Source organism: Microbacterium bovistercoris (assembly GCF_003387575.1).
Taxonomy (GTDB): domain Bacteria; phylum Actinomycetota; class Actinomycetes; order Actinomycetales; family Microbacteriaceae; genus Microbacterium; species Microbacterium bovistercoris.
The window spans coordinates 44,603-59,125 of record NZ_QUAB01000015.1; the positions used below are offsets into that span (position 1 = coordinate 44,603).

Annotated in this window: 7 protein-coding genes; 2 read left to right on the top strand and 5 right to left on the bottom strand. The window is 72.1% G+C overall.

Features of this window, described 5'->3' with window-relative positions; all coding sequences use genetic code 11:
• Window positions 1-4 precede the first annotated feature (4 nt).
• Entirely contained in the window at window positions 5-1,090 is a 1,086-nt protein-coding gene (locus tag DY023_RS02940; protein ID WP_116240855.1) for a YlbL family protein, read from the bottom strand.
• A gap of 115 nt (window positions 1,091-1,205) precedes the next feature.
• On the opposite strand from DY023_RS02940, the gene DY023_RS02945 reads away from it, so the two are divergent.
• A complete protein-coding gene (locus tag DY023_RS02945) occupies window positions 1,206-2,600 on the top strand; it encodes a zinc-dependent metalloprotease (RefSeq protein ID WP_116240856.1) in 1,395 nt (464 codons plus the stop codon).
• 1,039 nt (window positions 2,601-3,639) lie between these two features.
• Here DY023_RS02945 and DY023_RS02950 read toward each other — a convergent pair.
• Both DY023_RS02950 and nudC read right to left on the bottom strand, forming a co-directional pair.
• Window positions 3,640-5,361 (bottom strand): ATP-dependent helicase, encoded by a 1,722-nt coding sequence (locus DY023_RS02950; protein ID WP_116240857.1) that lies wholly within the window; start codon window positions 5,359-5,361, stop codon window positions 3,640-3,642.
• Complete coding sequence (gene nudC / locus DY023_RS02955; protein ID WP_342770976.1) at window positions 5,358-6,389, bottom strand: NAD(+) diphosphatase; 1,032 nt, start codon at window positions 6,387-6,389, stop codon at window positions 5,358-5,360. The genes DY023_RS02950 and nudC overlap by 4 nt, the downstream gene beginning before the upstream one ends.
• Between nudC and DY023_RS02965 the strand changes: the two genes are divergently transcribed.
• The gene (locus DY023_RS02965; RefSeq protein ID WP_147303249.1) at window positions 6,388-7,740 is read left to right on the top strand and encodes a protein kinase family protein; all 1,353 of its coding nucleotides are present in this window, start codon (window positions 6,388-6,390) and stop codon (window positions 7,738-7,740) included. The genes nudC and DY023_RS02965 overlap by 2 nt on opposite strands.
• Here DY023_RS02965 and DY023_RS02970 read toward each other — a convergent pair.
• Together DY023_RS02970 and DY023_RS02975 are read right to left on the bottom strand one after the other, a co-directional pair.
• Window positions 7,686-11,129, bottom strand: coding sequence for an ATP-dependent helicase (locus DY023_RS02970; RefSeq protein ID WP_116240861.1), 3,444 nt, complete (start codon window positions 11,127-11,129; stop codon window positions 7,686-7,688). The genes DY023_RS02965 and DY023_RS02970 overlap by 55 nt on opposite strands.
• Before the next feature lie 121 nt (window positions 11,130-11,250).
• On the bottom strand, window positions 11,251-14,451 hold the full coding sequence (locus DY023_RS02975) for an ATP-dependent helicase (protein WP_116240862.1): 3,201 nt from the start codon (window positions 14,449-14,451) through the stop codon (window positions 11,251-11,253).
• Window positions 14,452-14,523: the final 72 nt, after the last annotated feature.

Here is a 14,523-nt window from a genome sequence, read left to right on the forward strand (position 1 = left end):
TGGCTCAGGACGCCTTGCAGGTCGGCAGCTCGGAGGTGTCTTCGCCGTCCGCGATCGTCTCGAGGACGTGCAGCGAATCCTCGAGCGTCGCGGTGCTGTACACGTCCAGTCCGTCGGGGATGTGCCCGACGACCTCGTCGCAGTTGGACTCCGGGGCGAGGAAGATCGTCGCGCCGGCATCCCGCGCGCCGTACAGCTTCTGCCGGATGCCGCCGATCGGGCCCACCGTGCCGTCGGCCTCGATCGTTCCCGTGCCTGCGACGTTCTCACCGCCGTTGAGCTCGCCGGGGGTGAGCGTGTCGATGATGCCGAGCGCGAACATCATCCCTGCGCTGGGACCGCCGACGTTGTCGAGCTGGATCGTCACGTCGATCGGGAAGTCGTAGGTGGTGGTCAGCGAGATGCCGATCAGCCAGGTCGTGTCGCCGTTCACCTCCTGCTCCTCCGGGGTCACCGAGACCTGCTGCTCGGTGCCGTCGCGGTCGACGGTCAGTTCGACGGTGTCTCCCCCGGCCTGCTGCACTTCTTCACGGAGCACCTTGGCCGAGGAGACCTCCTGGCCGTCGATCGCGACGATGACGTCGCCGGCCTCGAGCACGCCGTCGGCGGGCGTGTCCTCGATGGCCTCGACGACCTCGACCTGCGCACCGACGTCGTAGCCCAGCTCGGTGAGCGCCGCAGCGGTGGCCTCGTGCTGCGAGTTGACCATCAGCTCGGCGTTCTGCTTGTCGCGCTGCTCCGACGTGACGCCTTCGGGGAAGACCACGTCGATCGGCACGACCGCGCGCGCGGGGTCGACCCAGGCGACCGCGAGTTCCGCCCAGCTCGGCGTGCGCTCCCGGTTGCCGACCACCTGGACGGTGGTCAGATCGAGCGTTCCGCCGGTCGGGTAGGTCTCCGCACCGTCGACCTCGATCAGCGGAACCTGCTCGCCGTCGGCGTCCTTCGCCGTGCCGAGGGTGTCGAACACCGGACCGGGCCGCTGGATCACGTAGGGGGTGGGGATGAAGGTGAGCGCCACCAGGGCGACCAGTGCGACGACGAGCGCCCAGACGCCTACGCCGACTCGTCGGGACCGGGTTGGGGACACGGGCGACCTCCGACGTTCGCGAGCGGCGTACAGGGATCCGCGTCCGTCCGGGGCATGCGCAGAATCCTGTGACTAGCGTAGAGGTCACAGGCTTTCCGCGTGCTGAGAGGGCGACATGAGCGACGACCGACCCGACCCGTCCGACTTCGAGGAGTTCCTGCGCCGGATGATGTCCGGCGAGGGCATCGACCCGGATGCGCTGCGCGATGCCATGAGCGGCATGGAGGGCTTCCAGATCGACCCCGCCCAGATGCAGGCCTTCTTCTCGCAGATGCAGGGCGCCTTCGGCGGCGATCCCTGGGAGAGCACGAAGCGTCAGGCGCTGCACATCGCCAACCAGGACGGACAGGGCATCACCGACGGCTCACGCGGTTCGCTGGCGGATGCGTTCGGCCTGGCCGATCTGTGGCTGAGCGAGGCGACGACGCTGTCGGAGCTCTCCGCACCGCCGCGCGCGATGACCCGTGGCGAGTGGGTCGAGCAGACCCTTCCGGTGTGGAAGGAGATCGCCGGTCCCGTGTCGACGAGCATCGCCGACGCGCTCACCCAGGCACTCGGCTCGCAGGCGCCCGACGAGATGCGCGGTGTCGTGCAGGGTGCCGGTCAGCTGATGCGGGGCCTCGGCGCGTCGGTGTTCGCCATGCAGTTCGGGAAGGTCCTCGGAGACCTCTCCCTCGAGGTCGTCTCGGGCGGCGATGTCGGCATCCCCGTGCTGCCGGCCGGCACGGCAGCGGTGATCCCGCAGAACATCGCGGCGTTCGGCGAGGGGCTGGAGATCCCCGAGGACCAGATCGCGCTGTACCTCGCGGTGCGCGAGCTCGCCTACGCGCGGCTGTACCGGCACGCCAAGTGGCTGCACCTGCACGTGATGTCCCAGATCACCGAGTTCGCCCGCGGCGTCGAGGTCGACGTGGACGCGCTGCAGGATGTCGCAGAGCGGCTCGACCCCTCGAACCCGGAGGAGCTGCGCGCGGCGATCGAGGGCGGTGCGCTGCTGCCTGCGCAGTCCGAGGCCCAGCGCGAGGCGCTCACCCGTCTCGAGAACGTCATCGCGACGATCGACGGCTGGGTGGACGTCGTGACGACGGAGGCGATCTCCCGGCTCCCCGACGGTGTGCGGATCGCCGAGGCGGCTCGCCGCCGCCGTGCCGTGGGCGGCCCTGCTGAGGACGCGCTCGGCGCGCTGGTCGGCCTGAAGCTGCGCCCGCGCCGGCTGCGCGAGGCGGCGGCCATGTGGCGCGCGGTGACGGATGCCGTGGGCACCAACGCCCGCGACGCGCTGTGGGACTATCCCGACCTGATGCCGCAGGCGTCGGACATCGACGACCCGGCGGCGCTGATCGCGCGCCTGCAGGCCGGCGAACGCGGCGAGGCCCCCGCGGCCGACGAGTTCGACGAGGCCCTCGCCCGGCTGCTCGACGGCGACGACTTCGGCGGCTCCCCCTCCGAGGGCGACACCAAGGACCAGTCCCCCGACGAGGACCACCCCGACGACCCCCGCCCGGTCTGACCCCTCAGCTCCGCTGACACCGTTTCGTCTCGCTCCTCCGTCGCTCGCTCAACGACCCGGGGCTGAAAGTCACGCCACCAGAAACTCCATCCCTCTACCTCCCTCCCCGAGCACGCGAACCCTCCCCAAAAGCACGAGCGGGAGGAGATGTTCCCGGAACGAGCATTGGGAGGGGCCGTTGGCTGGAGCGGGCTTGCCCGCTCCAGCCAACGGAGGGTCCCACTCTGCGAGTGCAGGGAACATCTCCTCCCGCGCCCCTCGAACAACAGAAGTTCTCCACAGGCCCGGCGAACTCCACCCACGCCGTCGGTGGCCTCCGCCATGATCGTCCGCATGAGCCCGCTCAGTCCGACCACGAAGACACGCCTGGATCCCCGGTACCCGCTGCTCTGGCGCGACTCCGACACCGTCCAGTTCGGCATCGAAGGCATCGTCCACGTCGACGCCACGGCAGCTTGGGTCGAACCGCTGCTCGCGCGTCTCTCCGCCGGCATCCGCCTGACGACCTTCGACGTCGTCGCGCATGCCGTCGGCGCGCCGCGTCAGGCCGCGCGCGACCTTCTCACGCTGCTGCGCCCTGTGCTGCGCGACGATCCGCCGCCCGCTCCGGCGTTCTGGGTGGAGGGCGTGAGCGTCACGGACGACCGTGCTCTGCCGCGCATGGCGGAGTGCCTCCTCGAGGAGGGGCTGGACCGCGGCGTCCGCGATGATCCGGCCGATGTCGGGGTGATCGTGGTCGAGGGGGCGGCGTCCGCGCTGCAGCTGGCCTCGTACCTGCGCGACGACGTGGCCCACCTGCCGGTGGCGTTCGAGACCGCGGCGATGACGGTCGGTCCGCTCGTGCGTCCCGGCGAGACGCCCTGTCTCTCCTGCCGCGACGAGCACGAGGGTCTGCGCGATCCCGCCTGGCCACGGCTGCACACGCAGCTGATCGGCAGACCGGTCGGTGCGATCGCGTCGGTGCGGATCGCGCAGGCGGCTGCGCTGGCGGCGCGCATCCTGCGAACTCCCGTGGAGAACGCGGGGCTGGTCGCCCGAGTCAGCCCCGACGGACGGATCGCATGGCGCTCGGTGAGATTTCACGGAGGATGCCTGTGCCGCGACCTGTCGTCCCGATCTCAGCAAGGAACCGCGACGGCGCCCGTTCCCCTCGTCCCGCACTCCGAGCCCACGACAGCGACAGCGTACGCGCGGCTCGCGTGAGTCCGACGTACGCGAGGCGGCGCTCCTCGTCGACCTGCTCGAAGGTCGTGGCGTACGAGATCGGCAGGGCTCCCTCGTTCCATCCGGCGAGGTGCACGTGCGGCCACTCCAGGCCCTTCGCCGCGTGCAGGGTCGACAGCGTCACGGTCCGCAGCTCCGGCTCGTGCTGATCCTTGGCCCTGGCGGACAGCATCTCGGCGAAGCTGCGCAGCGTGGCATCCGCCGGCGCCTCCTCGGCGAGCCGCAGGATCGCACGCCGGGCCTCCCAGGCGTCGCGCTGCGCACCGCCGGCCTGCGGCGGCTCTTCCGTCAGGCCGAGGTTGCGCAGCACGTCGCGCACCGTGGGCAGGAATCCGGCCAGGGCCGGAGCGACGGCGGCGGCCCGCAGGGCGAGCACTGCCTGCCGCACCTCCGGCATGTCGAAGAAGCGCGTGCCGCCCAGCACCGTCGTGGGGATGCCCTGCGCGGCGAGCGCCTGCTGGAGCGGGGCGGACTGCGCGTGCGCCCGGTACAGCACGGCGATGTCGGCAGGTGAGGAACCGGCCTGGATGCGGGAGGCGATCGCCGCGGCGATACCCTCCGCCTCATCCGTCTCAGTGTCGAACGCCGTCACCGTGGGGGGTTCGGCGGTGAACGTCTCCCTGGCGGGCACCAGGGCGAGTGCTCCGGGCCGTCCCTTCATGAGCGCGTTGGCCACGGCGAGGATCGGCGCCTGGGAGCGGTAGTTGGTCTCCAGCCGCACGACCGTGGCGTCCGGGTGCCGGCGCTCGAACTCGAGGAGATATCGCTGCTGCGCACCCGCGAACGAGTAGATCGTCTGGCTGGCGTCGCCGACCACGCAGATGTCGTGGCGGTCCCCCAGCCAGAGTTCCAGCAGCCGGTCCTGCAGCGGCGAGACGTCCTGGTACTCGTCCACGGTGAAGTGGCGGTACTGCTCGTGCACGGCCGCGGCGACGCGCGGTTCGGCCTCGATCATGCCCGCGCACGCCAGCAGCACGTCTTCGAAGTCGAGCTGCCGGCGCTCGTCCTTGATCCGCTCGTAGGCGTGCATCAGCGCGGCGAGTCTGTCGGCGTCGATGCCGGTGACCGTGCGTCCGAGTTCGGCATAGCGGTCGACCGAGATCATCGAGACCTTGCGCCATTCGATCTCGGCGGCGATGTCGCGCAGGGTCGCGGTGCTGGGGCGGAAGCGCAGCTCGTCTGCCGCCTGCCCGAGCATCCGGACCTTGTTGTTCACGATCGACGGTGCGCTGTCACCGGCGAGGGTCGGCCAGAAGAAGTTGAGCTGCGCGAGGGCCGCGGCGTGGAAGGTGCGCGCGGCGACCCCCTCGATGCCGAGCGCGCGCAGGCGTCCTCGGAGCTCGCCGGCCGCCTTCGCGGTGAAGGTCACCGCCATCACCCGGGAGGGCGAGTACGCGCCGGTGTCGACGCCGTGCGCGATGCGGTGCGTGATCACGCGGGTCTTGCCCGTGCCGGCTCCGGCGAGCACGGCAACAGGTCCGCGCAGCACGGATGCCGCCTCTCGCTGCCGTTCGTCGAGAGCGTCGAGTGCACTCACGCTCGTTCCTCGTACCAGTCCACGATGAGCGCCCGTGCGATGGATGACGGCCCGGGAAGCCCGACCGGCCCCTCTCCCCGCAGCGCCGTGGCGATCTCGGCCCGCGTCAGCCAGCGGACGTCGATGATCTCGTCGCCGTCCGCGACCGCATCCTCATCGACGGCCGTCGCACGGAAGCCCAGCATGAGCGAGCGCGGGTAGGGCCAGGGCTGCGACGACACATAGCGCACGTTCCGCAGGCGGACACCGGCCTCTTCGAGGATCTCGCGATGCACGGTGGTCTCGAGCGACTCCCCCGCCTCGAGGAACCCGGCGAAGGTGGAGTACATCCGGCCCTGCCAGTTCGCGTTCGCGCCGAGCAGCAGCCGCTCTCCGTCGGCGCTCTCGATCGCGACGATCACCGCGGGGTCCGTGCGCGGGAAGTGCTCGCGCCCGCATGACGGGCAGTGCCGGGACCAGCCGGCCTGCCGCAACTCGGTCTCCGCGCCGCAGGCCGGGCAGAACCGGAACGCCGTCAGCCAGTCGGCGGCGGCGACGGCCTCGATGAGCAGTTCGGCCTCGACGCCCGCGAGCACTCCGCCGGCGTCCCGCACAGCCGACCAGATGGCGGTGTCGACCGGCGCGGGATCCGCGGGAACGGCGTCGATCGCGACCGCATCGACGGGCGCATCCTCGACGACGGCGAGCAGCACCGGGGTGCCGTCCGGATCTCTGCCGAGCAATGCCCAGTCCCGCGCGCCGACGACGTCGGCGGGCGGGACGCGCAGCAACGCGGCATCGGTGACGCGCGCTCGCCGGTCGTGCACGACGATCGTCCGGGTGGACGGATCCGCCCGCAGACCGTCGAGAACGCCGGGCACGTCTCGCAGTTCACCGGCTCGGTCGAGGAGGCCCGGTTCGACGATCATGTGCTCCCTCTCATCCACGGACTGTCCACGACGGCGACGGCCGGCCGGCTCCACGGCCTGTGCCCGATCGGGCGTGGCGTGGGCGTCAGGCCCCGGATGCCGACCTACCCTGGAGTGCATGGCACGCTCTCCTTTCACTCTAGTGGCGGCGGTCACAGCCGCACTGCCCGGGGCGGAGGTCACCGGCGCCCGTCCCCTCACCGCCGGCGGAGACGGTCGGTTCGACTCGGCCGTGGCCACGCTGGCCGACGGCCGCGAGCTGACCATCCGCGTCGCGGACGACGAGGACGGCGCGCGGGAGCTCGCATCCGAGGCGATCGCGCTGCGCGCCCTGACCCCCGGCGCCCGCGAGATGCTGCCCTTCCGGGCCCCCGAGTACATCGGCGAGACGCGCATCGGCGACGGCCGCGGACTCGTCACCGGGCTCCTGCCGGGGTTCCAGATCGAGGCGTCGCAGGTGCCGGCCGGACGCGGCGCGGCGTGGTCCATCGGTGAGGCCATCGCCGCGACCCACGCGCTGCCGGCCTCCGTCGTGCGCGGCGGCGGGCTCACCGCGCGCGACGCCTCCGAGGTGCGCGAGGAGGTGCGCCGGCTGATCGAGCGCGCCACGGCCACCGGCCGCGTGCCCGCCCGTCTCAGCGCCCGCTGGCGTCAGGCGGTGGACGACGACGATCTGTGGCGCTTCGAGACGACCGTGACGCTCGGCGGTGTACAGGCCGACTCGTTCCTGTTCGAGGACGATCCCGATCTCGGGCCGAAGGTGGTCGGGCTGGTGGGGTGGCACGGGTTGTCGCTCGGCGATCCCGCCGTGGACCTCGCCTGGCTGTCGGGCGCGAAGGACGCCGCCGACGACGTGCACGGCGCGTACGCCGGGGCCTCCGCTCACGCCGTGGACGCCGCCCTGCGCGTGCGGGCGCGTCTGCTCGCCGAGCTCGAGTTCGCCCGCTGGCTGGTGCACGGTGAGACGATGCGTCGCAGCGACATCGTCGACGACGCTGCCGCACTGCTGGAGTCGCTCGCCGACGGCGTGCACGACGACCTGCGCGTGTCGGCCGGCGCGACCGACGTGGACTCCGCCCTGGATGCGGCGGGACGTGTCCCGCAGGCACCGCCCGTCGCCGTGGACACCTCGATGCAGACGGATGCCTATCGCCCAGAGGACCTCTGGCAGGCCGAGGGGGACGCCGCGGACGCCTCCGCCGAACCGCACGAACGCGACGAACAGGACGCGTCAGCGGCGGACGTGACCGGCGAGGAGACCCAGGATCTGGGCGACCTGGATGAGCGCGCCGAAGCCGCCGGCATCACCGGTGTGCGCGGTTCGTCCGGTGACCACGGCACGGCGAAGGGCCCGAGTGCCGCGGGGCGACCTCTCGCCGCGCCCGACGACGACCATCTGGATTCGGCTGAAGAGGCTCAGCGCGCGGCGCGGGCGGCGCTCCAGCGCTGGACCAGTTCCGCCTCCGAGTAGACGCGGTCACCACGGATGACGAGATCGTCGGCCACGTAGTAGAGCGCGACGTCGATCTCGTCGAGGGGCACACCGAACCGGCGGTGGTAGGCCAGACGGTACAGGGCGAGCTGCAGCATGCGGTCTTCGCGCTCGGCTGCAGTGCGCGGCGCCTTGCCGGTCTTCCAGTCCACGATCTCGATCCGTCCGCCGCGATCGGCGCGACGGTACACGGCGTCGAGCTTGCAGATGACGATGTGGCCGTCGCCCCCGTCCTCCACCGACCCGGGAAGCGCGAAGTCGATCTCGATCTCGACGGCGATCGGCTGCAGTCCTCCCCACTCGCTGCGTTCGAAGATCTCCTGGAGGCGACCGAGGTCGGCGGCATCCGCCTCGGAGACGTCCTGCGCATCCGGCGTGTCGCCGTCGATCTCCCAGAGACCGTCGTCGATCCCGGTGCCCACGCCGACGATGTCGGAGCGTCGCTCGACCCACGCATGGAACAGCGTCCCGAGCCGGGTCTGCCGATACGGCCGCTCCGGCATCGGGCGGATGATCGACCCGAGCGTGCCTTCGAAATCGGTGACGTAGTCCTTGAAGCGGGAGGCCGGCACGCGGGTGGGTACGGTCGCATCGGTACCGCGCTGCCGCGCCTCGCGCTCCGCAAGCAGGCGGACCAGCTCGGGTGCGGCTTCAGGCATCGGCGCGGCCTGCGCGGCGCGCACCTCGTCGGCCGCGCGCTCGACGCGCAGTCGGCGCGCGCCGAGCGGATCGAGCGGCCAGTTCGCCGTCATGCCCGGACCGTCGTACGGGTTCTCGTCCGGGTCGACGGCCTCGGGCGCGTCGAGGCCTCGCACGTCGAGCGCCTCGAGCAGGTACGGGCTGGGCTTGCGCGGGCTCTTCTGGCCCGCCCAGTGCGCCCCGGACAGCATCAGATCGCTGCGAGCGCGGGTCACCGCGACATACGCGAGGCGGCGCTCCTCCTGCTTCTGGTAGTCGGAGTAGGCCTTCTTGAACCGGGTGAGCGCGCCGCCCTGCGGATTGGCCTTGGTCACCCCTCCGGAGAGCGACGACTGTCCGGCCTTCTGCCGCTTCACCGGGTCGTCGCCGACGGCGTCCATCGCCGCGCGCGGGTCCCACTCGAACCGCGGCAGTGCGGCGGCATCGCCGCGCAGCGGGAAGGGCACCGCGCCGAACCCGAACCAGCCCGCCGTGTCGGTCGCGCGCGAGGGCAGCTCGTCCTCGACCAGGCGCACCACGGCCACGGCATCCCATTCCAGGCCCTTCGAGCCGTGGATGGTGAGCAGCTGCACGACCCCGGGCTCCGGTGGCTCGGGGCGGGGCATCAGTTCGTCGGTGATCTCGGCCTTGTCCAGCCAGGCGAGCAGGCTGCCGATCGTGCCGCGCTCATCGGCGGCGAGGAACGCACGCACCTCGTCGGCGAATGCGCGCAGCTGCGTCGTGGCCACGCGTGCCGGGCCCCGGGTCTCGTTCACCGCCAGTTCGATGTCGAGCCGCAGCTCGAACTCGATCAGGCGGATCAGCTCGGGCAGCGGCTGGGCGACGGCGCGACGCAGCCGCTCCAGCATCTCGCCCGCGGCGCGTATGCGCGCGCGTCCGTCGGACGTGATGCCCTCGATCAGCCGGTAGTCGTCGCGCATGCCTCGCACGACGTCGACGGCGTCGACGATGGACACCGCCTCGTCGGCGCCGCTCGACGCGCGCAGGCGCGTCTTCACCTCGTCGGGGAGCGGCATGAGCGCGCTGTCGCGCTTGGCGATCTCGGATGCCAGGTCGTAGAGCCCCGCCATGTCGGCGACGCCCACGCCGAATCGGGGGCCGGTGAGCAGCCGGATGAGAGCGGAACCGGCCGTGGGGTCGTGGATGACCCTCAGCGTGGAGACCACGTCGACCACCTCGGGGGTGTTGAGCAGACCGCCGAGACCGAGGATCCGGTGCGGGATGCCTGCAGCGGCGAGCGCCCCCGCGAAGGTCTGCATGTGCCGCTTGGAACGGAACAGGATCGCGCCGGTGTGCGGGCTGCTGCCGCTGTGCCTCGCGCGGCGATCGCCGAACCACTCGGCGACCTCGCGAGCCTCGTCGTCGACGGTGAACGGGAAGCGGGTCTCCACCGTGCCGGCACCGGCGCCCGGCCGAGGTTCGAGAGGAGGCACGTCGAGGCCGTGGCGCTGCAGCGGCTCGAGCACGCGGTTGGCGACGTCGAGGATGCCCGCGTCGTTGCGCCAGCTGGTCATCAGGCTGTAGTTCTGCGCGGTCTGCTCCGCCGCGAACGACCCGGAGAACGCGTACAGGTTGTCGGCGCTGGCGCCGCGCCATCCGTAGATGGACTGGTGCGGGTCGCCGACGGCCATCACCGCGGAGTCGCGGAACAGCTCGGCGAGGAACCTGGTCTGGATCACCGAGGTGTCCTGGTACTCGTCGAGCAGCACGACCCGATGCTGCTCTCGCAGTTCGGCGCGCACGTCGGGCGCGGACTCGATGATGTCGTAGGCGCCGGAGACCTGGTCGGCGAAGTCGAGCACCCCGCGGCGCTCCTTCTCGGCGATGTACTCGCGCACCAGCGCCGCGAGCACGGGCATCGCCTCGAGGTTGGCAGCGGCCTTCTCGACGGCGTCGTTGCTGCGGTAGGGCCCGAAGGCGGCGGCCTGCTCCGTGGCGATGCGCACCGCGCGATCGAGGTCGACGCGGTGGTCGAGGGCGTCCCCGGCGAGCTTCTGCACGGCGTCGACGACGCCGGTGAGCGAGCGGTCGATCAGCTCCAGATCGGGCAGGTCGGAGCGCAGCACCACGTCGCGGGCGAGGATCCACGATGCCGCCTGGCTGAGCATCGCCACGTCGGGGTCGCGCCCGATGCGGGCGGCGTGCTCACGGACGATGCCGTCGGCGAAGGCGTTGTAGGTCGACACTCGGGGGCGGATCATCAGATCTTCGGCCGCTGCAGGGGCGGCTCGAGTGCCGTAGCTCTCGGCGAGCTCATCGAGCACGTGCGCGCGGACGAGGTCCCGCTGCCGGCCGGTCGCGGCCTCGTCGACCCGGCGCAGCGCACCAGAGGCGACGATCTCGGGAAGGTGCGGCAGCAGGCCGCGACGGCCGTACTCGTCGATCATCGCGAGACGCACGGCGATGCGCTCGGACAGCTCGCCCGCGGCCTTGCGCGTGAAGGTGAGACCGAGGATCTCGTCGCGACGGACGTGCCCGTTCGCGACCAGCCAGACGACACGGCCCGACATCGTCTCGGTCTTGCCGCTTCCGGCACCCGCGACGACCAGCGCCGGCGTCGGCGGCGCCTCGATCACCCGCTGCTGCGCGGTCGTCGGCGACGGCAGCCCGAGCGCCGCGGCGACATCGGTCGCCGAGATGCTCGGCGGTCCGGTCCATGACGAGGTCATGCGCGGACTCCCGTCGTCGGGTCGTTGAGCGAGGAGCGCAGCGACGAGACGAAACGTGTCCGGCAGACATGAGAGCGTTTCGTCTCGCTCGTTCCTCGCTCGCTCGACGACCGGTGACCGATCACGCGCTCACCGCCGGGACGGTGTGGATGCGGCAGGGCTGCACCCGCCACTGGGTGTCGGCGCAGTGCGCCTCGACCTGTGCGGTGAAACTGCTCGCCGACATCCCCCGCGCCGCTTCGGCGACCCTGCGCAGGAAGTCGTCGCGGGCCTCGCCGTCGAGCGTGTGCTGGTGGGCGACGCGGTAGTCGCTCTTCGAGAGCGTCTTCGCGACGAGCACCAGGCGCGCACCGGCGAGCGACTCGGCATCCGCCCCCTCGATCAGCCCCTGCTGCACGGCGAGCTGGTAGGCGGAGAGCTGCGCGTGGTCGATGACCTTCTCGTCGCTCTCGGGCTCGTATTTTCCGGTCTTGAGGTCGACCACGACCACCCTCTCGTCTGCGGCGGGCATGGCCTGCCATCCTCGGCCTCGCGCGGCGGGGTGCTCGCCCGCCCCCGCCGGATACGCCTCGACGCGGTCGATGTACCCGTGGATGATCGCCTGGTGCGCGGTGTCCTCACCGGCGGGGTGCACGGCGGGCGCGTCGTCGTCTTCGGGCACATCGACCGCGAACCGGAACTCCACCTCGCTGGCGAGCACCCGGCCGCCGTCCCGCGTCACGGTGCCGAGATAGGAGTGCAGCCGGTCGACGTACTGCTCCGCGCGACGGCGCTCCTTGCGCCCGATCCACTCGGTCTCGAAGTCGAGCTCCGGCCAGCGGGCGGCGACGACCTCCCGCATCCGCTCCAGGTCGCCGTCGGGCGCGGTCTCCATCGCGGCGTGCACGATCGTGCCGATGCCGGCGGACGGCGGCATGACCGTGTCGCCGCCGAGTGCGGACACCGCCCAGCTCAGCCCGCATTCCTCGAACGACTCCATACGCGAGGGCGACACGCGTGCAGCCTCCACGGCGAGGTCGTGCAGCGGCGCACTCGTCGACGACGGCGTCACGCCGTACCAGTCGGCCGGCTCCGCCCCCGGCACGCCTTCGCGGGCGAGCACGGCCAGCTGTCCTGCCGCCTCCTGTCGCGCCGCGAGCGAGGTGGTCGTCGTGAGCGTGCGACGGTGCCGCGCGACCAGGCCGCGCAAGGTGAGCGGGTGCTCGGCGGACGGGTGCCGCTCCGGCGGCTCGGGCTGGGGCAGGAAGCCGAAGAACGGGCTGGGCGTCGAATCGTCGTCGTCGACCGCCGTGATCAGCAGGCGACTGCGCGCGCGGGAGAGCGCCCGCACGAACAGCCGCAGCTCGTCGTGCAGCGCGCTGCGACGCCGGTCGAGAACGCCGGGAACCTCCGTCTCGACGCCGGTACGGGCCGCGGTGATCGCGTCGGCGAGGCGCCAGGTCTGCAGCATCCCGCCACGCAGGCGCACGTTCGGCCAGACGCCGTCCTGCAGACCGGCGATGACGACGGCGTCGAACTCCGCCCCCAGCGCGGTCGCCGGCGTCAGGAGGGTGACGCGCCCCGGTCGCTCGGGCGACGAGAGGGTGTCCTCGGGGACCTCGCTGCCGAGGATGTCGTCGACGAACTTGCCCGGCCTCTCGTTCGGCGTGCGCTCGACGAAGCGCTTCGCCGCATCGAACAGCGCGACCAGGGCGTCCAGCGCGCGGGCGGTCTCGCCACCGGTGGCCTGCATCGCGTTCTCACGCCAGGCGTACTGCAGCTTGCGCCCGTCGACCGAGCGGGCGCCGTCCCAGGCCCGCCAGAGCAGGTCGTGGATGGTCTCCCCCGCCGCGGCGGCCGCCGTCATCTCGGCCAGTGTGTCGGCGAAGCGTGCCGCCGCCCTGGCCTCGGCCGCGTCGATCAGGGTCAGGTGCGCCGGTTTCGCGATCGCCTGACGCAGCAGCTCGCGGGCGGGAGTGTTGCCCTCCTGCTCCAACTCGAGATGCCGCAGCCGGGCGCGCAGGCGACGCAGCCCGATCGCGTCCATGCCGCCGAACGGCGAGCGCAGCGCCTCTTCGAGTTCCTGCGGGGTGCGCTCCTCGACCGGCAGCAGCGCCAGCCGCACGAGACCGACGATATCCCGCACCACGGTCTCCTCGCCGAGCGGGCGCTGCACACCGGCTGCCCGTGTCGGGATCTCGCGCGCCGCCAGCTCGGTCTCGAGTTGCGCCACCTGACGGGTGTCGTGCGCGATCACCGCCATCCGGTCCCAGCGGATGCCGCCGGACAGGTGCCAGTCGCGCATCACTCCGGCGATGCGATCGACCTCTTCGTAGGGGGACGGCGCGACGAAGGTCGTGACCGCGGCATCCGCGTCGTCGACGGTGACGGGAGCGCGGCGATGGTCGACACGCCCCGCCGCGCCGATGGCCTGCGTGACCGTGCGGGTGAGCGCGGTCAGCGCCGGCACCTGCCGGTGCGGGCCGTCGAGCACCCGCACGTCGCCGAGATCGGCCGCGAGCCGGGCGAACAGCTCGGGGCTCGCACCGCGGAACGCGCCGGACGAGATGTCGGGATCGCCGAAGGCCAGCACCGCTATGCCGCGCGCCCGCAGTGCGCGCACCAGTTCGATACCGCCGCGGGTGAGCTCCTGCGCGTCGTCGATCAGCACGACGCGCAGCGGGGCCAGCGGGCACAGAGTCGCGGCATCCGCCGTGTGCAGGATGCCGGTGGCCTCGCTCAGCAGGTCGGCGGCGTCGCGGTGGGCTGAGCGCAGCTGCGCCATCACGCGGTGATACTCGTCGAGGAAGACCCCGGCCGCTGCCCAGACCTCGGACCCCGCGGCGCTCAGCTCACCCGGCCGCACGCCCAGCTCGGTGCACTCGGCGAGGAAGGCTCGCAGTTCGGAGCGGAAGCCCTTGGAGGCTCGCACCGAAGGTCCGAGCGCCTCGGGCCACTGCACCCTGCCGTCCTCGACATCGCCGGCGAGCAGGTCGGCGATGATGCGGTCCTGGTCGGCACCGGTGAGCAGCGCCGGGGGGTCGTCCCCGGCGCGCACCATGGCGCCGCGCACGAGCTGGAACGCGAAGGAGCCGACCGAGCGCGCGAGCGGCCCAGGCGTCGCCTGGCCGATCCGCACGCCGATGCGGTCGCGCAGCCCCGTGGCCGCCTGCCTGCTCGGGGTGAGCGCGAGGACCTGCTCCGGCTCGAGTCCGCCGTCCAGCAGGTGCACCACCCGGTCGATGAGCGCGGTCGTCTTACCGGTTCCCGGTGCGCCGATGATGACTCCGGATGCGTCGGGATCGGCGGTCACGACGGCCCGCTGCGCAGCATCCTCTGTCATGCTTCGACACTATCGGCGGGCGGCGACATCGATGTCGCGGCGACGGACGGCCGCGCGTGTGCGCCCTGGGCG